The 20,681-nt window shown below is 67.5% G+C and carries 16 protein-coding genes and 1 rRNA gene; 10 read left to right on the forward strand and 7 right to left on the reverse strand.

Translation table 11 applies throughout. From position 1 onward, the window contains the following. Positions 1-49 precede the first annotated feature (49 nt). Complete coding sequence (locus ACNSN4_RS08465) at positions 50-4,786, reverse strand: DUF7997 domain-containing protein (RefSeq protein WP_418285372.1); 4,737 nt, start codon at positions 4,784-4,786, stop codon at positions 50-52. Between the two features lie 128 nt (positions 4,787-4,914). Here ACNSN4_RS08465 and malA point away from each other — a divergent pair, with 128 nt between their 5' ends. The 3 genes from malA to malQ all read left to right on the forward strand — a co-directional run bounded on the left by malA (position 4,915) and on the right by malQ (position 11,152). Then, positions 4,915-7,008, forward strand: coding sequence for an alpha-amylase MalA (gene malA, locus ACNSN4_RS08470; RefSeq protein ID WP_418285373.1), 2,094 nt, complete (start codon positions 4,915-4,917; stop codon positions 7,006-7,008). Then, positions 7,005-9,584 carry a glucosylglycerol hydrolase gene (gene gghA / locus ACNSN4_RS08475; protein ID WP_418285374.1) on the forward strand — a complete coding sequence of 860 codons (2,580 nt, stop codon included), beginning with the start codon at positions 7,005-7,007 and terminating at the stop codon, positions 9,582-9,584. Before malA ends, gghA begins: the two co-directional genes overlap by 4 nt. Before the next feature lie 74 nt (positions 9,585-9,658). Next, positions 9,659-11,152 carry a 4-alpha-glucanotransferase gene (malQ, locus tag ACNSN4_RS08480; protein WP_418285375.1) on the forward strand — a complete coding sequence of 498 codons (1,494 nt, stop codon included), beginning with the start codon at positions 9,659-9,661 and terminating at the stop codon, positions 11,150-11,152. 37 nt (positions 11,153-11,189) lie between these two features. On the opposite strand, the gene ACNSN4_RS08485 is transcribed toward malQ, so the two are convergent. Then, positions 11,190-11,399: a PLDc N-terminal domain-containing protein gene (locus tag ACNSN4_RS08485; RefSeq protein WP_418285376.1), complete on the reverse strand. Its 210-nt coding sequence runs from the start codon at positions 11,397-11,399 to the stop codon at positions 11,190-11,192. 136 nt (positions 11,400-11,535) lie between these two features. On the opposite strand from ACNSN4_RS08485, the gene ACNSN4_RS08490 reads away from it, so the two are divergent. The 5 genes from ACNSN4_RS08490 (at position 11,536) to ACNSN4_RS08510 (ending at position 15,819) form a co-directional block, all read left to right on the forward strand. After that, positions 11,536-12,831 carry a Zn-dependent hydrolase gene (locus ACNSN4_RS08490; RefSeq protein WP_418285377.1) on the forward strand — a complete coding sequence of 432 codons (1,296 nt, stop codon included), beginning with the start codon at positions 11,536-11,538 and terminating at the stop codon, positions 12,829-12,831. An 80-nt stretch (positions 12,832-12,911) separates the two neighbouring features. Next, entirely contained in the window at positions 12,912-13,856 is a 945-nt protein-coding gene (locus ACNSN4_RS08495; protein ID WP_418285398.1) for a mechanosensitive ion channel family protein, read from the forward strand. 246 nt (positions 13,857-14,102) lie between these two features. Next, positions 14,103-15,110 carry a transcription initiation factor IIB gene (locus tag ACNSN4_RS08500; protein WP_418285378.1) on the forward strand — a complete coding sequence of 336 codons (1,008 nt, stop codon included), beginning with the start codon at positions 14,103-14,105 and terminating at the stop codon, positions 15,108-15,110. A gap of 138 nt (positions 15,111-15,248) precedes the next feature. After that, positions 15,249-15,428 carry a DUF7836 family putative zinc-binding protein gene (locus ACNSN4_RS08505; protein ID WP_418285379.1) on the forward strand — a complete coding sequence of 60 codons (180 nt, stop codon included), beginning with the start codon at positions 15,249-15,251 and terminating at the stop codon, positions 15,426-15,428. 157 nt (positions 15,429-15,585) lie between these two features. After that, complete coding sequence (locus ACNSN4_RS08510) at positions 15,586-15,819, forward strand: UPF0058 family protein (RefSeq protein WP_418285380.1); 234 nt, start codon at positions 15,586-15,588, stop codon at positions 15,817-15,819. Positions 15,820-15,904: 85 nt separating this feature from the next. Here ACNSN4_RS08510 and ACNSN4_RS08515 read toward each other — a convergent pair whose 3' ends face one another. Together ACNSN4_RS08515 and ACNSN4_RS08520 are read right to left on the reverse strand one after the other, a co-directional pair. Beyond that, on the reverse strand, positions 15,905-16,306 hold the full coding sequence (locus ACNSN4_RS08515; RefSeq protein WP_418285381.1) for a DUF555 domain-containing protein: 402 nt from the start codon (positions 16,304-16,306) through the stop codon (positions 15,905-15,907). Positions 16,307-16,381: 75 nt separating this feature from the next. Further along, positions 16,382-17,308 (reverse strand): DNA-3-methyladenine glycosylase family protein, encoded by a 927-nt coding sequence (locus ACNSN4_RS08520; protein ID WP_418285382.1) that lies wholly within the window; start codon positions 17,306-17,308, stop codon positions 16,382-16,384. A gap of 98 nt (positions 17,309-17,406) precedes the next feature. Between ACNSN4_RS08520 and ACNSN4_RS08525 the strand changes: the two genes are divergently transcribed. After that, entirely contained in the window at positions 17,407-17,904 is a 498-nt protein-coding gene (locus ACNSN4_RS08525) for an SRPBCC family protein (protein ID WP_418285383.1), read from the forward strand. A 72-nt stretch (positions 17,905-17,976) separates the two neighbouring features. Here ACNSN4_RS08525 and ACNSN4_RS08530 read toward each other — a convergent pair whose 3' ends face one another. Further along, a complete protein-coding gene (locus ACNSN4_RS08530; RefSeq protein WP_418285384.1) occupies positions 17,977-18,864 on the reverse strand; it encodes a DMT family transporter in 888 nt (295 codons plus the stop codon). 109 nt (positions 18,865-18,973) lie between these two features. Between ACNSN4_RS08530 and ACNSN4_RS08535 the strand changes: the two genes are divergently transcribed. Continuing rightward, entirely contained in the window at positions 18,974-19,267 is a 294-nt protein-coding gene (locus ACNSN4_RS08535) for a DUF8124 family protein (protein WP_418285385.1), read from the forward strand. A 23-nt stretch (positions 19,268-19,290) separates the two neighbouring features. Here ACNSN4_RS08535 and ACNSN4_RS08540 read toward each other — a convergent pair whose 3' ends face one another. Beyond that, positions 19,291-20,241: a DUF7504 family protein gene (locus ACNSN4_RS08540; RefSeq protein ID WP_418285386.1), complete on the reverse strand. Its 951-nt coding sequence runs from the start codon at positions 20,239-20,241 to the stop codon at positions 19,291-19,293. A gap of 127 nt (positions 20,242-20,368) precedes the next feature. After that, positions 20,369-20,490 (reverse strand): 5S ribosomal RNA (gene rrf / locus ACNSN4_RS08545). Between the last annotated feature and the right edge of the window lie 191 nt (positions 20,491-20,681).

Raw genomic sequence — 20,681 nt, forward strand, 5'->3', positions numbered from 1 at the left:
ACGTCTCGTGTGTCGAACGGAAAATCCGGGCGGGCTGCCGTACCGAGCGCTACAGCCGCAGTCGTTTGACGGCGGTACCGGCGGCGTCCGACGCGATGATCTCGGCGGCGTCTGCCGATGCGTCGCCCTCTGTTCGGGCGGCGGCGACGACGACCGTATTCGCGTCGAGGTCGGCGTCGAATCGGGCTTCGTAGGCACCCGCTTCCGGCGTGACGAGGACGGCGTCCTCGTCGGTGAAGACGGCGACGACGTCGCCGGTCGTCTCGCCGGAGACGGCGAGCTCGTCTCCGACGTACTCCGCGACGGCGTCGAGCTCCGGCTTCGCCGGGCGGTCGCGCTCGACGTAGCGGTCGCGGACGACCGTCGGCGTCTCGACCGGCTCGCCGGCTTCGACACCGTGTGCGAGCCGGATGTAGCCGGCCATCGTCCACGCCAGGGGGGTCGCTCCCCCTGTGCCCTCGCCGAACTCCCAGCCGTAGTCGGTCGGGTGCTCGCGGTCCCACACCTGTTCGGGGAGCATCCGTCCGGAGTTACCGAACCCGGCCATGGTCTCCAAGAGCGCGTCCGGTTCGAGGGCGTCCTCGTCGGTGCCGCCGAAGGCGTCCGGGCCGTCGGCGCGGGCGCGTAGCTCGTACTCGCCGCGCTCACCGGTGAAGATCGGCCACAGCCGTCCGCGGCCGTCGCCGGTTCCCGCCCACGGGGCGCCGGGATCGCCGGTCGCGATCTCGCCGTAGGCGTCTCCGACGTAGCGGTACCACCCGGGGCCGTACGGCGTGTCGACCCGGATCGAGTCGTCGACGACCGAGACCGAGTTCACGATCGTCGGGTCGTCGGCGGGTTTCACACCGAGTCGGACGAGTTCGAGGAAGCCGCCGTCGACGATCTCCCGCTCGTCGTACGTCGGGCCGTCGTTGGCGATCGTCCGCGGACGCCCGGACTCGGGGTCGCCGTCGGCGGTGACGCGGAGGTAATACGGCGTGTCGGTGTGTCGCTCGGTCCCCGTCGACGTCGCCGTCCACTCCTCGACTCGGTCGGTCCACTCGTCCGCGAGCCCGAGCCACGCCAACGCGTCGGCCCGAAGCGTCTCGGGGTCGACTCCGCTTGTGGTGGCTGCTGCCGCGCCACCGCTCTCGCTCTCGATGCGGTCGGCCTCGGCGAGCGCGAGCGCGGCCCCGCAGGTGAGCCCGGCGATCTCGGCCGCGATGCTCGACGGCGAGAAGCCGGCTTCCTCCTCCCAACGCTCCTGGGCCGTTTCCGGCCCGTTCTCGGCGATGTATCGGAGCGAGCGTCGAACCTGATCGTAGGTGTAGTCGGCGTCTTCGAGCGTCACGCCGTGTTCGTACAGCTGCCACGCCATCACCGAGGGGAACGCGATGTTGTCCATCTGCTCGCCGCCCCATCGGGTGCGCCCGTCGATGTAGGTGTTCTGCGGAAGGAACCCGTCGTCGTCCTGCTGAGTGTTGTACAGGTACGCGAGGGCGTCGGCACCGCGCTTGACCTCCCCGACCTCGATGAGTGCCGTGAACACCTGATACAGGTCCCGCGACCAGACGAAGTTGTAGCCGTAGCCGCGGTCGACGGCCGCGTGTTCCGTCTCGCCCCAGGGCACCGACGGACTGGCGATGCCGGCGCCGTCGTGGCACTTGTCCTCGACGGCCGCCAGCGTCATCAGCGCGAACCGGTACTGCGTCTCCAGGTCCGCGTCGCCGGTCACTGACGACGGGAACTCCCGGTCGGAGAGCCAGTCGCGCCACGTCTCCACGTACGAGCCGGAAACGGCGTCGAACCCGCGTGAGAGCGCCCCGCGCGCCTCGCCCAGCGCGGCCGCCGTGTCCGCCTCCTCGGCGAAACCGAGCGCGACGGTGTCCGATATTTCGGTGTCGCTGCCGATCAGTCCGGCGAGCACCACGTTCCCCGTTTCGCTGTCGCTTCCCACGTCGTGAACGCCGCTGCCGAACAGCTCGGTCGCCTCGTCGCTACCGGCCGCGAGCACGCTCGCCCATTCGAAGCCGTCGACGCTGTCGAGCGCGAGCGCCACCTCGAACGGCTGGCCGTCGTCGTCGACGAGCTTCCCGGGAGTACGTTCCGACGCGTCGTCGTTCCGCGCGAGCAGGTGGTACGCTCCGGTGTCGCCGATGCGGTCCGCTCGGTCGTTCGTCCCCACGTTCGTGATCGTGGTGTCGACGAGGGCGTACACGTCGTACTCCCGTCCGCCCTCGAACGCGACGTCGGCGAGAATCGCGTCGCCGTCGGTGTCCACGGCGTACTCGACCGTCAGCGTCCACCGATGGCCGTGGCCGTCGCCGGTCTCACGGATAGTTTGGGTGTACGCGAGCGCGTTGTCGACGGTCGGCTCGGTGGTGCGCTCCACCGTCTCCGTGGTCGTCACGTGGCTCGTCTCGTCGAACGTGCGGATGGTGTAGCCCGTCTCCGGGTCGGCGACGAGGAAGTCGAACGTCCGCACGTTCATTACGTCGATGCGCGGGAACCGCGCCTCGGTGAGCGCCCCCTCCGTCAGCGTGAACCAGACGGGCACGGGATCGTCCGCGTCGTGATCGGCGGGCGTCCCGACGCCGAACTTTCGGCCCGTCGTCCACCGCGGTGCCTCCTCGGGCCCCGACGGTCGGTCGTGTGGCACCGGTAGCGCTCCGTACTTCGCGAGCGTCACCGTGGCGTCGATGCGGAGCGCGTGCGACCACGCGATGGGCGTCGCGCTGTCGAGGTCGCCGTCGTCGAACACCTGCTCGGCGAAGAGTCCGGCGTCGTTGACGAAGGGGCCGTCGGGCTCACAGAGCGCGTACAGGTCTCTGGCGGCCGCGAACAGCTGCTTCGCGTCGTCATCGCGCTCACTGACGAGACCCCCGAGTTCGGCGGCGGCCGCCGCCCCCCACAGCGTGGCGATCGACCACACCTTCGCGGCGCCCTGCTCCGCGGTGCGCCAGTCGTCGCCGGTGAATCGGACGAGCCCCTCGACATCGCCGGTTTCCCGGCGGAGCGCGTCGATCGAGTTCCGCACGTGGGCCCGGACGTGCCCGAGGAAGCGCTCGAAATCGGCCTCGGAGACGTCCGCGTCGTCGACGACGGTCACCCCGCCGTCGGTTCGGTCCGCGTCACGAAGCGCCGCGTACTCCGCGACCGCGCTCGCGAGCGCGAACGTGCTGGCGTCGGCGCGATCGTCGCGGCTGTCGTCGCTCGCGCGCTGCGGGAAGCGTTCAGTGTCCGGGTTCCAGCGGGTCTCCAGTCCGACGACCGCGGCGTCCGCCGCCTCGGCCGCGCGGGATCTGATCTCGGCGTCGACCGGCGCGCGCGCGACCGCGGCGAACGCGCGGAGGTACGTGGCCCCCGTGTGGGTGAAGCGCCCGAGCGCGTTCTCCCAGCAGTTCTGACAGCGTCGGGGGAGGCCGTCTTCCGCCGTCGTCTCACACAGGAACTCGACCGCGTCCGCGAGCGTCGCGTCGATTCGCTCGCGCCACTCCGCCGGAAGCTCCGTCGTGCGACGGAGCTCGGCGAGGAAGGCGACGACCGCCGCCGGCTGGTCGAGCTGGTCGTTGGGGCCAGCAGAACCGTTTGCACCTTCGATACGGGCGTTCGCCCATCCGGGTGCGACCTTTCCGGAGTCAGCCCAGACGCGGTGGGGCCACGAGCCGTCGGCGTCCTGGGTCCGGCAGAAGAACGAGGCCGTCGCGAGCAGCTCCTCTTCCGTGTCGAGGCCCAGTTCTTCGCTCGCGCCGAGGAGGGCCAGCGACGTCTCCGCCTCGTCGCGGAACCACGTGTAGCCGTAGCCGCCGGACGTCGAGTAGAACGGGTCGAACTCCGGCGCGGCGATCCGGGCGCCGGATTCGGCGGTGAGCAGGTCGAGCGCGCGCAGGTCGCTCGCCACGACGCCGCGGCGCGGCACGTCCTCTGGAACCGTCGGTCCGCGGCCCGCCGCTGCCTCCCGGAGGTCGTCCGCGTCGGGGTACGCGGTGGCGATCCGCGAGAGCTCGTCGATACGACGCTGACGGTCCGGTCCGTCGGTGAGAGCGTCCTTCGCGTCGTCGACCGTCTCGCGCGTCTCGCGTCGGTCGAGGACGGCGCGACTCGCGAGCGTGACCCGCTCGCTCCGCCCGTCCCGCTCGAACGGCGCACGGACGACAACGTCGGGAGTGAGCCGAGAGTCCTCGCGCTGGTCGATCTCGCCGCGGTGTGGGAAGCCGTCGCCGTCCTCGCCGAGCAGCTCGGGGATCGTCCGGAGTCGCTGGCCGTGAGCGGCCGAGAGCCCGGTCGACGCCGTGATGAAGTCGTGTTCGGTCCGGTGGTATATCTCGACGACGCTACCGTCGTCGGGTCCCGCCCCCTCGTGTACGAGGTTCCCGACGCGTCCCTCGACCATGTCGGGCGAGAAGGCGCAGGCGCCGACGAGCTCGGCGTTTGACGGCGGCGCACCGCGGAGTTCGACGTGTGTGAGGTGCGTGTCGCTCACGACGAGGTCGAACTGGTGGATGGTGTAACGGCCAGCGTCGTACTCGGTCTCGACGAGCGGGGTATCGCCGTCGTAGTGCTGACGGGTCGTGGTGAGTTCGTCGAACCAGCGGACGCCGCGCCCGGCGGTGATCCCCATTCGGAGCCGATCGGCTCCGCCGACCCCCGAGAGAGAGTACGAACAGTCGTGGACGGCTCCGTCGGGCCCGACGTGGACCAACCGGCCGTCGTCGCCGGTAAACGCGCCGGCGGTCGTGGGGCGCTCGGCCGGGTAGCGCTCGCCGCGCCGACGTTCGTGCTCTGTGAGAGCGGTTCGCAGTCGCATGGTCGCTCTGCGGCTGCTGGCCTAAAAGCCTTGACGAACGAGGCGACGGTTCCACAATCGTTCCGATCGAGCGATCGGAAACTGAGCGAAGAGCAACACCGAAGACCCCGGGCACCGATGAGCCCCGTATGCATCACCCCGGACCCCCACGATTTCTCGCGACCGGCGAGACAACGGAACTGGCCCCGCGGGACCCGGACCCCGACGCGAGCTACGACTGGCGCGTGATCGACTCGCCGCCTGGAAGCGAGGCGACCGTCGGGACGGAGCCCGTGACTTCGTTCACCCCCGATGTCCCCGGGCGATACCGGATCGGGCTCGCCGCGCCCGACGGCGATCACACCCTGACTGTTCGCGCCTTCGCGGCGAGCTACGCGGGCGTGGACGTCGAGGGCGGAAGCGGCACCGCGATCCGCGACCGCGACGCCGACAGCGTCCCCATCGAATACGGCGCGGAACGCGCCCGCGAGGGCGTCGGTCGCCCGCGCGTCCGGCTCGACGCGGCCGTTCGAGACGCCGACGGAGGACGCGAGGCGGTCGTCCGCGCGACCCCCAAGCCGAACCCGGCGTCCGACCTCGACGCGGATGACCTAGCCGTGACGTTCGTCATCGACGACCGAGACGCGGCGACAGCAGTGGGCGAGGGGCGCCGGAACCCTCGCGACGTGACGGAGATCGTCGACGACGGCCGCGAGCTCCGGTTCCCGGTCGACGCCGTTCCCGACCGTGTGCGCGTCCACGCGGTCGCGGTGGCCCACGAGCCGGGTCGCGAGCCGCGCGTCAGCGTCGCGGACGCGATCGCGGTCGAACGGGTCGGCCGCGACGAGCTCCCCGGTGCGGACGCGGACGGGAGTCCGAGCGACCCCGACCTCACCGCGCCCGCGGGTCCGAGATTCGAGGCGGTTCGGCTGAACCAGCCGCCCGCGTGGACGGAGTCCGCGACGGTGTACGAGGTGTACGTCCGGACGTTCGCCGACTGCGACACGGGAGAGACGTTCGAGGCGATCGCCGAGCGGATACCGACGATCGCCGACCTCGGCGTCGATACCCTGTGGCTCACGCCCGTGCTCCAACACGACGGGAAGCCGCACGGATACAACATCGTCGACTTCTTCCAAACCGCGGCGGATCTCGGTGACCGGAACGAGTACGAGGCGCTGATCGAGACCGCACACGACCACGGGATGCGCGTGTTGTTCGACTTCGTCGCCAACCACACCGCGCGCGACCACGAGTGGTTCCGAGACGCCTACCAGAACCCCGAGTCGCCGTACCGCGACCGCTACGAATGGCAGGCGTCCGGCGAGCCGGGAACGTACTTCGACTGGGAGCTGATCGCGAACCTGAATCACACGAACCTCGACGTCAGGCGACACCTCCTCGACGTCGTCGACGAGTGGGCACCGCTGGTCGACGGATTCCGGTGTGACATGGCGTGGGCCGTACCGGACTCGTTCTGGCGAGAGCTTCGCGATCGGGTGAAAGACATCGATCGAGAGTTCCTGCTGATGGACGAGACGATCCCGTACATCCCCGGCTTCCACGAGGGGATGTTCGACGTCCACTTCGACGCCACGCTGTACTTCCAGCTCCGACAGGTCGGGCGGGGCGCGGAGCCGGCGGCGACCGTCCTCGACGCGATCGACCAGCGCGCGGAGATCGGCTTCCCGGACCACGCCGGCTTCCTCCAGTACATCGAGAACCACGACGAGACCCGGTACCGGGTCGAGTGCGGCGACGCCGCCGCCGCCGCCGCGGGCGCGGCGACGATGACGCTCCCCGGCGTCCCCATGGTGTACGCGGGCCAGGAGATCGGACAGCAGGGTCGCCGAGACGCCATCGCGTGGGACCACGCGCGCGAGGAGGTGCGTGAGCGCTACGAGCGGCTCATCTCCGTCCGCGACGAGCATCCGGCGCTCGGTCCCGCGGGCGACCTCGATCGGGTGGGGTACCACGTCGCCAGCGGCGACGTCTCGGAGCGACCGATCGTCGCCAGCGGGAACATTCACCCGGACGACGTGGTCGCGTTCCGGCGGCACACGGACGAGGAGTCGCTCGTCGTCGTCCTCAACTTCGCCCCCGACGAGGCGAGCGTCGCCGTCGATATCGATCACGCGAACACCGACCTCGTCACGGGCGAGCCGTGTATCGTCCGCGACGGGGACGGAACGGATCGGATCCGGGTCTCGGACGTGGCCGTCGTTCGCGCGGAGGAGCGATGAGCGAGGCGGAGACGCCGAGCCGACTGCCGGAGGAGACGGCCGCCCTCGTCGACCGGTCGCGACGCGACCGCGAGTCGGCGAGCGAGCGATTCGCGGCCGCGCGGTCGATCGTCGAGCGGCTCGGGGCACACCCGGTCCGCCCGACCGACGCGGACCCGGCGACCACCGAGCCCGAGGGCGTTGCCTTCGGCTTTTGGACGCCGGACCTGATCGAGGCGGGCGTTCCCGTGGAAGACGTTCGGCTGGAGCTGTTCACCCCCGCGGACGCGGCGTCACCGGTGGACCCCGGCTACGACGACCTTCGCGAGGTCGAGTTCCGCGTCGACCGGGTTCCGGTCGAGCGGGACGGAGAGTTCCACTGGGTCGCGGTCGAAGGGATTCCGGTCGGGACAGGGGATCGGCTGGGGGCGCTGTATCAGCTGACGTACCCGACTCCCGGCGAGGAGGGCGGGTGGGAAACGGTCCAAGACCCCCTCGCGTACTCGGTGCCGTTCGGCGCGTTCGCGCCCGCAGAGGCGTACGACTGGCCCCGACTCGACGCGACGCGACCCGACCGCGAGCACTTCGCGTCGTTCGGCGCCGCCGACGAGGCGCTGCCGACGACCGAGGACGGCGGGCTTCCGCGGGTCGATCCCGCGACGAGCATGCTGGAGATCCACCCCGGCACGTCGACCGAGCGCGGGTCGCTCGCGGCGCTCGCCGAGCGGTTCGAGTCTATCGGCGAGAAGCTCCGGACGGGCGAACCGCTGGCACCGCACGAGGAGAACTACGCGGGGTACGACGCCGTCCAGCTGATGCCGGTCGAGCCGCTCACGCAGGCGTACGGGCGACAGTGGTACTGGCGGCCGGGCGGGGCGTACGAGCCGGACGGCGAGGGGGAAACCGAGGAGGCCGCCGACGGCGACCCCGTCGATCCGGTCTCCGCGTTCGACCGCGAGCGCGACACGGAGCGGGTGACCGTCGGCGTCTCGCGGCCAGATCAGACGAACTGGGGGTACGACGTGGTCGTGAGCGCCTTCTCGGCCGCGAACCCGGCGATACTGGAGACGGGCCGTCCGGACGAACTCGTCGACTTCATCGCCGCCTGCCACGCGATGCCGGACCCGATCCGCGTCGTCTTCGACGTGGCGCTCGGCCACGCCGACGAGGCCGCCGACGGACTCCTTCCCGACCCCTTCTTCGAGGGGCCGGGGATGTACGGGCTCCACCTCGACTACCGCCAGCCGGTCGTGCGGGCGATGCTCTTAGAGCTGCAGCGCCGGAAGGCGAACTTCGGGGCCGACGGGATCCGGATCGACGGCGCCCAGGACTTCACGTACCACGACGAGGAGACCGGCGAACAGGTCCACGACGACGCGTTCCTCGCCGAGATGGACCGCGTCGTCCACGAGGTCGCCGGGACGGAGTACCGCCCGTGGATGATCTACGAGGACGGCCGCCCGTGGCCCCGCGAGGACTGGGAGCTGGCCTCGACGTACCGGACGCTGATCGACCGGCACCCGCACGCGTTCCAGTGGTCGCCGGTCACCTTCGCGCACAACAAGCCCGCGCTGCTCACGTTCTGGGCGACGAAGTGGTGGCGCATGCGCGAGGTCGCCGAGACGGGCAGCCAGTGGATCACGGGCGTCGCGAACCACGACACGCTGCGCCGGGGCTCGCAGGTCGAGGTGACCGACGACTGGGGCGGCGCGCTGATCAACCCGTATCTGGCCGACTCGCCGCCGGAGACCATCCGAGAGGCGTACGACAGCCCGGCCGCGCTCGTCTGGTTCCACGTCGCGATGCCGGGCGTTCCCATGGATTTCCTCCACGCGAACTACCGCGCGCCGTGGGGGTTCGTCCGCGACACCGACTCGACGTGGAACGTCAAGGTCGTCGCCGAGGAAGCGCCGTGGATCGACTGGCACGTCCCGGAGGGATCGTTCGCTGACGGGGCGGCGTTCCCCCGGCTGAAGGAGCTCGGCTTCGAGACCCGCGAAGAGCTGAAGGGGTTCGCCACGACGCTCGCGTCGCTCGTCGACGCGACCGACTGCGACGTGGACCTCACCGCCGAGCTGTTGTCGGTCCCGGGGACTCCGCTGGGCGACTCGCTCGGTGCCGAGGACCTCCAGCGCTTCTCGTTCGCGTGGAGCGCCGACGTGGCCGAGTACGTCGTCCTCGACCGGTGGGAAGACGAGCAGGACGAAGCGCGGACCGCGTTCGACCGCCGCGTCCGTGAGTTCCGGCAGGCGCGTCCGTGGCTCCGCGGGGATATCGATCCCGCCAGCGGCGAGGCGTTCGGCTACCGCCACCCCACCGAGGGAACCGTCGTGTATCAGGCGCTCCGTCAGGAACCGGGCGGAGACGAGCGCTTGCTCGTCGCCTGCAACGTCGAGGGGACGCCGGTCGAGGCGTCTCCGAGCGGTGTCCTCGCCGATCTCGATGAGAGCGGCGATGCTCCCGCAGAGGACGGAGCCTGGAGCGTCGCGCTCGCAGCGCCCGATATCAGTGTCACGGCTGGCGACGAGATCGCAGGCGACGAGCCGGTGACGCTCGAAACTGCGGACGCGGTCGTGTGGCGCGCGGACGGCGAGTGAGGCGGCTGCGCTCGTCGCCCGTCACGTCAGCTGTGAGACACAACGCTTGAGTCGGTGGGCGTAACAGGTCACGTATGCGATTCGACCGCTCCGCTGGCGTCTTCTGTCACGTCACCTCACTACCGAGCGAGTACGGGATCGGTGACCTCGGCGACGGCGCCGCGGCGTTCTGCTCGTTCCTCGGCGACGCCGACGTCGGCCACTGGCAGATCTGTCCGATCGGACCGACGACCGACGGCGCCGGGGAGTCGCCGTATCAGTCGCCCTCGGCGTTCGCGGGCAATCCACTGCTCGTCGATCTCGATGGGCTCGTCGACGACGGCTGGCTCGACGAGTCCGACCTCGAACCGATACCCGATTTCCCGCGGGATCGCGTCGATTACGAGGCGGTCCGTGAGTACAAACTTCCGCTGTTGCGGACCGCGTTCGAGCGGTTCGATGAAGCGGTCGACGAGGGCGACGATGCCGAATCGGAACTGGACGCGTTCCGGGAACGAGAGTCGTGGCTATCGGACTACGCGCTGTTTCGCGCCGTCTCGTCGGCTCGGCCGGAAGGAACCTGGGCGGAGTGGCCCGAGCCGCTTCGGACGCGGGAGCCGGAGGCGCTGGCGGCGGCGCGCGAAGAGCACGCCGGAGAAGTGCGGTTCCGCGAGTTCGTCCAGTGGACGTTCGACCGGCAGTGGCGCGACCTCCGTGAGATCGCCGCCGAAGAGGGCGTCTCTATCGTCGGCGACGTGCCGATCTACGTCGCGCTGGACTCGGCCGACGTATGGGCGAACCCGGAAGCGTTCCAGCTCGACGACCAGAACCGGCCGACGGCGGTCGCCGGCGTCCCCCCCAACGCGGGCGACGACGGACAGCGCTGGGGAAACCCGCTGTACGACTGGGACCGGCTCGCCGAGCGCGACTACGACTGGTGGCTGGCTCGGTTCCGTCGGCTGTTCGACCTCGCCGACGTGGCGCGGCTCGACCACTTCCTCGGGTTCGTGAAGTACTGGGCGATCCCCGCGGACGGCGGGCCCGCCGACGGCGAGTGGCGCGACGGCCCGGGACGCGACTTCTTCGAGACGGTCGAACGGGAGCTCGGGCAAGCCCCGTTCATGGCGGAGGACCTCGGATTCGGAGAGCCGAGAATGGACGAGCTCATGGCCGAGTTCGGCTTCCCCGGGATGCGCGTGCCGCAGTACGCGGACTGGTGTGCGGAGGGCGACCAGTATCAGCCCATGCACTACCCCGAGGGCGTCGTGGGATACACGTCCACACACGACACGGACACGTGGGTCGGCTACTTCGAGGACCTCCCGGAGCGCCAGCGAGACTGCTTCCGGTACAACGTCGGGAGCGAGGGCGATCGGGCGGTCGAGTGGGAGATCATCGACGAGGTGTGGAGCTCGGAGGCGGTGCTCGCGATGACGACGATGCAGGACCTGCTCGGGCTCGACAGCGGCGCCCGGTTCAACGAGCCGGGAACCCTCAACGGGAACTGGCAGTGGCGGGTGCGGCGGGACGCGCTCGACGACGCGATCGCCGATCGCCTGTGGGAGCTCGCCGGGAAACACATCCGATAGCCCTTACAAAAGAGACGGCCCGTAGCGGCGCCGTGGTTCAGTACTGGTTTCGACCGAGCAGCCAGTACAGCACGAGTCCGAGGAACGGCGCGAAGAAGGCGACTAACGCCCAGAGGAACGCCGGCTGGTCGCTCCGGCCCTTCGCGTCGGAGTACACCCAGAGGATGATTGCCACGTGGACGGCGAGACTCAGAATGCCGATCAGGAAGGCGACTGCGCTGCCTGCCTGTAACAGTATCGGGGACATCACAGTCTGTGGCAGTCGCGCCGTTTATAAGTGTTTTTGGGATCGAACTGCCAGCAATCGACCGACGAGCGACCGACTCACGGCGGCGGAGAACCGAACCGCGAACCGTTTTGTCTCCGGGGCGCTCCCACTGTGCATGGACCTACCAGTCGACGCCGATCGGCTCCGAGCCGACATCGAAGCCAACGCGGCGTTCGGTCGCGTCGAGTTCGACGACCCGGAGAAGCGCGGCCGAACGAATCGGACCGGGAGCGAGGCGAACCGAGCGGCCAGAGACCGCCTCGTCGAGCGGTTCGCTGACGCCGGGCTCGACGTCGCCGTGGACGCGGTCGGCAACCTCTTCGGGACGTGGACGCCCGACTCGGCGGACCCGGACGCCGCGCCGGTCGTGAGCGGGAGCCATCTCGACAGCGTTCCCGAAGGCGGGATCTTCGACGGACCGCTCGGCGTGTACGCTGCGCTGGAGTCAGTCCGCGCGATGCAGGACGCCGGCGTCGAGCCGGATCGACCGATCGGCGTCGTCAGCTTCACCGAGGAAGAGGGCGGCACCTTCGGGAACGGCCTGCTCGGGTCGGCCGTGGCCACCGGCGAGCTCGACGTCGAGGAGGCGCTTCAGTTGACACGGTCGGTCGGAACGGGCGACGACGACGCGCCCGACGGCGAGACGCTGGGCGCCGCCCTCGACCGCATCGGTTACCGCGGTGACGACGCGATCGACCCCGCGAGCTGGGACGCGTTCTACGAGCTCCACGTCGAGCAGGACACGACGCTCGAATCGGCGGGCGCGGACGCCGGAGTCGTAACCACCATAACGGGGATCACTCACTGCGAAGTGACGATCGAGGGCGAGGCGAACCACGCGGGCGCGACCGCGATGGGCGATCGCACCGACGCGCTCGCGGCCGCGAGCGAGTTCGTCCTCGACGTCGAGGCCGCCGCGAACGAGGTCGCGGCGAGCGACAGCCCCTCCGCCGTGGGGACCGTCGGCTCGCTGTCCGTGTCGCCGAACGCCACGAACGTGGTCCCGGGACGAGTCGAGGCCGGTGTGGACGTCCGCGACGTGAAAGCCGAGTCGATGGAGACGATCGTCGAAGCGGCCGGGGAGTCGCTGGCTCGGCTGGAGCGCGAGCGGGGTGTCGTGACCGACCTCGAACGGCCCTTCGACGTCGCGCCGACGCCGATGAGCGAGCGACTCAGGGCGGCGGCACACGATGCGGCCGACGCTGCCGGGCGGCAGGCGATCGACCTCCACTCGGGGGCCGCCCACGACGCGATGCGCGTCGCCCGCGTCACGGACGCGTCGCTGCTGTTCGCGCCGTCGCGCGACGGCATCTCGCACAACCCCCGAGAGTGGACCGACTGGGCGGACTGCGCCGCCGCGACAGAGGTGCTCGCCGGGGCGATCGCGCGCGTCGCCGGAGTCGACGAGTAGACCGGCGTACGAAGCGCGACGATCGAACGCGTCACAACCGTTTTGGCGGCCCGTCGTGAGTGGTGACCGTGAGACGCCTCATCGGGTTCGGGTCCGTTATCCTCGGCGTGATCACCGCGGTCGCCGGGATTCTCGTGACGACGACCGAAGCCCTGACCGACTGGCCGGAGCTGTTCGACTACCCGGCGACACTGGTCGTCGGCCGGTCGCTGCTCGTCGTCGCCGTGTTCGGGCTCCTGTACGGAACCTACCTCCTCGCGATCGGCGTGTTGATGCGGTCGACGAACAAGCGGCGCGCGCACAACACGCGAAACGTGCTCCGGCTCGCCTTCGGGTTCGTCGGGACCGTTGCGACGCTCGCCGTGCTGACGGAGAACTGGCTCGGGCTGCTCTTCTCGCTCGGCGTGATCGGCTTCGCGGTCACGTTCGCCCTTCAGCAGCCGCTGCTATCGCTCATCGCGTGGGTGTACATCACGGTGAAACAGCCGTACGGCGTCGGCGACCGAGTCAAGATCGACGACGCGAAGGGCGACGTCATCGGTGTCGACTTTCTCGTGACGACGCTGTGGGAGATCAACGGCGAACTCGTCACCACGAATCAACCCTCCGGTCGGGTGGTGACGGTACCGAACAGCGTCGTACTCTCCTCGAACGTCGTCAACTTCGGGGGCGGCGGGTCGCCGTACGTGTGGAACGAAGTGGCCGTACAGGTCGCCTACGAGACCGACCTCGACTTCGCGCGCGAGGTCATGGCCGACGTGGCGACGGACCTGTTGGGCGAGGAGATGGCCGCCGGAATCGAGGCGTACCGTGAAGCGCTCGCGGAGACGCCCGTCGAGCTAGAAGTGTACGACCGACCGACGGTGAACGTCGCTCAGGGAGAATCGTGGATCGAGCTCCGCGTTCGATATCTCACTCACCCACGACGCGGACAGCGCGTCAGGAATCAACTATACGAGCAGATCCTCGCCCGTTTTAACGAACATCCCGATCGCGTGGCGTTCCCGGTGAGTCGGAGCCGGTAGCAGAATCGCGGTCGGTTACCCGTACATTTTTATATGGTATCGACGTCAGGTGGTCACCGATCGGTTCGAGATCGGCGGGGCGAATGTTCACGAAAGTACCCGTATTCGAGGGTTTCACGCGGTTTTATCACAATGTGTCGATCTGCATATGCGGCATATTTATATAGTTAGAAGACTTACTAAGAGTTAACGAATCGGCGAGCCCGGCTCCAGTATTTCCGTCGGGAGTTCGATCAGAGAGAACCCATGACAGAAACACGCATACACGAATACGATGGATCGACGGAGCGGAATCGAACGAACAGTTCGGCCGCGGAGTCCACCGCGGACGAGACGGAATCGACCGCCGACGAGCGAACGACCACCTGCCCGGAGTGTGAAGGCCGCCTCGTGACGGACACGGAGCACGGCGAGACCGTCTGTGAGGACTGCGGGCTCGTCGTCGAACAGGATTCGGTCGACCGCGGGCCGGAGTGGCGCGCGTTCGACTCCAGCGAGCGCGATAGCAAGTCGCGCGTCGGCGCCCCGACGACGAACATGATGCACGACAAGGGGCTCTCGACCAACATCGGCTGGCAGGACAAAGACGCCTACGGCAAGTCGCTGTCGACCCGTCAGCGTCAGAAGATGCAGCGGCTGCGCACGTGGAACGAGCGGTTCCGCACGCGCGACTCGAAAGAGCGCAACCTGAAGCAGGCGCTCGGCGAGATCGACCGCATGGCCAGCGCGCTCGGGCTCCCGGACAACGTCCGCGAGACCGCCAGCGTCATTTACCGCCGCGCGTTGAGCGAGAATCTGCTGCCCGGCCGCTCCATCGAGGGCGTCGCGACGGCTGCACTCTACGCGGCGGCCCGACAGGCCGGGACGCCGCGCAGCCTCGACGAGTTCACCGCCGTCTCCCGCGTCGATAAGATGGAGCTCACCCGGACGTACCGGTACGTCATTCGCGAGCTCGGCCTGCGAGTGCAGCCCGCGGACCCCGAGAGCTACGTCCCGCGGTTCGTCTCGCGGCTGGAGCTCTCCGAGGAGACCCAGCGGCTCGCACGCGAACTGCTCGACAACGCGAAGGACGCGGGGATCACCAGCGGGAAGTCGCCGGTCGGGCTCGCGGCGTCGGCGGTGTACGCCGCCGCCCTCCTGTCGAACGAGAAAGTGACGCAGAGTCAGGTGTCGGCGGTCGCCGACATCTCCGAGGTCACGATCCGGAACCGGTACAAAGAGCTCCTCGAGGCGAGCGAAGGAGTGACTGCCTGAGCGCCGGTCTGAACCGACGACGACAGCGCACGGACGACGGCGGCGTTGCCGTCGATCCACCGTACGGGCCGAACACGGAACCGTTCTCAGTTCAATTCGCCACTCACGTTTTTAACCCGGTAGTGTGAACAGTGAGCTATGGTGGACGCGTTCGTCAGACTTGTCTGTCCAGAGTGTGGGAAGGAGTGGCAGGATAACCCCGCGGATCTCCAAGACTTACGGTCGAACTTCAGCTGTCCAGCCTGTCACGCGACCCGTCGACTAACGGAGTTCATGCGAACCGGACGCGATCTCGAAGCGGTCAAACAGTTCCAGTAACGCGTGACCGAGCGACCGGTGCTCCGCTGTCGAGATCTATCCCGATCGATAACGTCAAACAGCGTCTGCGCCCCGCAAACACCGGATATGGGAAACACGTATGGTAACGTGACTCAAGATAATAATATAAACCTACGGTAGCAAAGGACTGTTACTCATGAAGAAGCAGGAGCTTATCCACCTTCACGGCCTCCTCGCGGAAGTACGAAAACAGTGCGAGTTCTGGAACGAGGACATTGACCTCGAAGCCTACGAAGAACTCGGCGTCAAACCGACATCGATTCACAAATCGAAGACCGACCACAAGGCCGCTGTTTTTAAGCTGACCGAGGGAATCACCGAACCGATGCAGGAGTCCGAATCGGAGCCGCTGGCCCCGACCGCAGACTGAACCGAACTCTTCACACTGACGGTCTACCGGACAAGTAGCCACGTAGTGGCGACCTTCGAGAAGGCTAAAGGCGGGTCGACGGTCGCTACCGAGCGGTATCGCCGACGGCCGTGTCATCGGCGTCGTCACCGCTCTCCGCGTCGTCGCTTTTCGACTCAATCTCCACGACGTCGAGGACCGCAAGCGGGATGTTTCGGAGGCGCTGTCCGATCTCTTTGCGAGCGACCCGCCTCGCGTGTTCCGCGCGTTCGACGTTGAACACGTCCATGCTGAGTTCGAGTGCGACGAGTGCCTCGTCCGCAGCGACGAACGCGGGCGGCAGCTCCTCTCCGCTCGGAGCGGTGCGCGTTCCCGCTTCGATTTCGACGTAGTTCAGGTCGGGGTTCAGCATCTCGCCCGTCTTCGAGATGGCGATCCGAACCGCCTCGTCAGCGGTCTCGACGTCGTATACGGGAACGGCGGCTTCGACGACGACTCGACAGTTCATCACGGTTTGTCATACCACACGAACCAGTATGAAACTTCGGCCGCGCCGATCGGAGAGCCCGTCTCTCGGCGTCCGCTACTCTCCGCCAGCCCGAAGATAATAAAAGACGTACGTCTGCGCGTAGCCGGCGTACGTCCCGCCAAAGCGCTCGCGGATGGCGCGGGAGGTCTCCGTGTACCCACCGCGATCGCAGTCGGGGTAGTACTCCTCGATCGTCGTCCGAATCCACGTGTCGAGCGGCACCGCCTCCAGGAATCCAAGCGAGAACAGCAGCACACAGTCGGCGACCTTCTCTCCGACGCCGACGAACCGCGTCAGCGATTCGCGGGCCGCCTCGTACGGAAGCTCCGACGCCTCCATCGGATCCGCCTCACCCGTCGCGACCATCTCGGCCGTCCGCTGAACGTAGGGCGCACGGTATCCCAAAGACAAGTCGCGGAGATCCGCCTCCGTCCGCGCGGCGAGCTGCTCCGGCGTCGGGAACGCGTTATACGCCTCGCCGTCGAGCTCGACGACGTCGCCGTACGTTTCCCGCAATCGCCGCTGCATCCCGTGGATCCGCGCGACCCGCATCTGTGCCGAACAGATAAACGAGATGAGACAGGGGAACACCGGGTCGCGGGTCAACCGCATCCCCTCGTAGGCGTCGTACGCGCGTTCGAGGAGGGGGAGGTCTGGGGTCGCGTCGAGGATAGCATCCAGGTCGTCGTCGAGGCGAAACAGGTGCTCAATGATCGGGACCGCGTCGCCCGTGGACTCCCAATGAAGCGTTCCGTCGTGAACGCCGCCTTCCTGTCGCACGCGAAGAGGCACCCGCTCGTCGGTGAGCGACGGGATCGGGTCGACAACGGTCTCGTACCACTCGTCGCCGCCGTGCGCGTGGAGGTCCTCGTACGTTCTCCCGTCGGCGCGGTTCCAGAGGTAGCTCTGGCCGCTCTCGACGGTGGCTTGGAGGTCGAACGGCCCGTCCAGCCCGGCGATATCGACGGCGCCTCGTTCCATTACTGGGTGGGTAGGGAGGCGGGCGTATGCGGGTTTCGGTAGCGGCTGATCGGCCGTGTCGCGGAGGGGTTTTTGTCTCGTCATCCCCTACGACGCGCATGCCGACGTACCGGCGGACGACCCGCGTACCCGCCCCCATCGACGACGTCTGGACGTTTCACTCGACGATCGACGGACTCCGAGCGCTCACACCCGACTGGATGCACCTGCGGGTCGACGAGGTCAAGGGACCCGACGGGACCCCGGATCCCGAGGTTCTCCTCGAAGGCTCCGAGATACGAATGTCGATGCGTCCCTTCGGCGTGGGGCCGCGCCAGCGGTGGACCTCACGGATCGTCGAACGGGATCCCGACGATGAGAGTTCGGCGGAGTCGAGCGCACACTTCGTCGACGACATGGTGGGCGGACCGTTCCGGAAGTGGGAACACACCCACGCGTTCTACGCCGACGGCGACGAGACTCTGCTCGTCGATACCGTCGCGTATCGGCTGCCGTTCGGAGCGCTCGGAGACATCGCTGGCCCATTCGCGAAGGTCGGGTTCGAGGGGATGTTCCGGGATCGACACCGACGAACGGTTGCACGGTTCGAACGGTAGTCGCTCAGGAGGCCGGACCATCGTCGAGAGCGGCGTGTCTCGAGGGTGCGTCGCAAGTCGACGCCGAGACGACTACGTCCCGCTGGCGGACGAGGTGAGCGCGATCCCGGCGAGCACTACCGCACCGCCAGCCACCGTTATCGCCGTCGGCACCTCCGAGAGGAAGACCAACGCGAGGATCGTCGCGCCGACCGGTTCACCGAGGAGCGAGACAGAGACGACGCTGGACTCCACGTGAGCGAGCGCCCAGTTCAACACGGTGTGTCCGAACAGTCCCGGACCAACCGCCAATCCGACGAATATCGCCCACTCCCGTGCCGGGTACCCGCCGAGCGGATGTCCCTCGACGAGAACGATTGCGAGCAGCGAGACGGTGCAAACTCCGTACACGACCACCACGTAGGGAACGAGTGCGACTCTCTGACGGAGGGATCGACCAGCGAGGACGTATCCGGCAGCCATCACGGCACCGAACAGCGCGAGTGCGTTCCCGTACAGCGGCCTCGGACCGACGAGAACGCCGCCGAGGAAATCTCCGACTGACATCGCAGCCATCCCGGCGACCGCGACGCTGATACCGATCGCCATCCGTCGAGTGACACGCTCTCGGAGCAGGAGCCACGCACCGAGCGCGACGAACACCGGTTGCGACTGCACCAGCGTCACGCTGGCGGCGACACTCGTCCAGTCGAGGCTCTCGAACCAGGCCGCAAAGTGCAGTGCGAGTGCGACCCCCGAACAGGTCGCGAACGCCAAATCGCGTCGCGTGATGCGAGCGAAGTGATCGCGGTACCGCCAGACGGCGATCGGAAGCAGCGGGAGCGTCGTGAACAACACGCGGTAGAACGCGGCCACCGAACTCGGCGCGTCGCTCAACCGGACCAGCACCGCGCCAGCGCTCACTGCGGTGACGGCGATGACGAGTCCCGCCTTCGGTGGTACGCGTGGATCGCTTCCCATTCGTTTCGGTGTCGGTTCCCGGCGGACCCGCTTACCGGTTTCGGGACCCTTCCGAGCGGTCGATCGACCGTCCGACGGGAATTTCCCCACGCACCGCGAACATTCGACTATGTGTGCGGATACGTTCGGCGTCGGGATCCACCTCACCGCTGACGAGCTTCGGTTCGTCGTACACGTCCCCTCGGACGTGGACTCCGGCTGGACCGATCCGGAGGCGTTCCAATCCCTCGTCGCCGAGACGGTCTGGGAACAGTTGGATCAGCAACAGGTGCTCGAAACGGTAGCGAGTCGCTTCGAGACCGGTGACACCGCTACGCTCGGTACCGTCTCACTCTCTCCCGACGGGACCGTTGTCTCTCATAACCTCCGTCTTCCGTCACCATCGGAGGATGCCGGTACGTGACCCACTCGATCGAGAACAACCGGTTACGTCGGTGTCGTTAGTTCATCGTCCGAATCAGACGACGAGGCAGCGAACACAACTCCAACATCCCACAGGCGCTCCGGTCGGTATGCGGTGAGGTCGTATCGAGTCGGACCGACCGTTTCGCTCCACGTTTCGAGGACGCCGAGTCGCACTAATCCGGATACCGTCGCACCCAGCGTTCGCGGCGTCGTTTCGGCGTCCGAAAGCGTCGCGTGGATCTGTTTCGCCTGCGGGTAGTTCCGGCCACAGGCATCGATCCCGCGTTGGGCCTCAGCCCAGTGTCTCCGGACGTACCCGAACGTCGTCGGATCCTCTTGACGGAGGTGCTTGATACTCTCAACCACTACCGGGTTACTCCCCTCTACCACGTCGACGCTCTCGAGCAGCGACGCGAGTCCGGGGTCCGTGTTCGGACCGATCGAACAACCCAGTGTGATATCGCCAACGGATTCAGGCAGTCCGTCACGGAGCCCGGTAACGAATCTCTCAGCCGCAGTGAGTCCCTTGTCGGTTAAAAGCGGGTTTACGTCGTCGACGATCACGTGAACGTCTGCGTTGTCGACTCCGGTGAGATGGTCGGTCACGGCTGTAAGCACTCGATCAACGTCTACCGGTGCACCGAGGACAGTGTACGCAAGCTGTCCGTTGGGTACGACCTGCGTCGTCGCCGTCGCCCCACGCGTGAGGTCGCTCGCAGAGACGAGCGCTTCTCGAACCGGCACCGAGTTGGTTGAGCTGCGCCATCCGCGACGCCACTCCTCGATTCCCGTATCGAACAGCACCGAAACCACTTGTTCCGGAGCCCGACCATTGCGGACCAGCGACCGTTCACCGCCGGATACGCGCATCGTAACACTTCGGTCGCGCGCTGTCGGAACGGCCATCGTTACGTTAGCTTCAGCGACAAAATCTATAAACTTATGGGTAGTATTCTCAATATTGAAAGTCATCAGAAGACAGTTATTGATGCGCTCAGGCGGTCGCGATGGGAACGCCCGTTCGATAAATACAACAAGCCCACGGACGCGGTGTCCGTGGGCTTGAAAACTTGTGTGGGGCAATCGCCCCGTATGAATGGGTAGGCGGCGAACCGCGGTTCCCAGAGGATCGCTCACTCCAGTACTTCCCGGTACGCTGGTGGGCTTAACTTCCGTGTTCGGAATGGGTACGGGTGTCGCCCCACCGCTGTGGCCGCCTTTACGCCGACTCTCGGGATTGAACCGAGACTCCCTACTCCTGTGAGTAGCGAGACGCCTGTGTCGGTGGTTCCAGTCTCTCGACCGTCTGACCGTGTATATGTGCGATCCAGTTACCGCCTGAACTCATACGAACTGTGGTGTCAGTGCCGTATGACTGTGGCTTCGGTCTGTTAGTGCTCGTGGACTCAACA

The organism is Halorubrum marinum, from assembly GCF_048381195.1.
In the GTDB taxonomy this organism is placed as follows: Archaea; Halobacteriota; Halobacteria; order Halobacteriales; family Haloferacaceae; genus Halorubrum.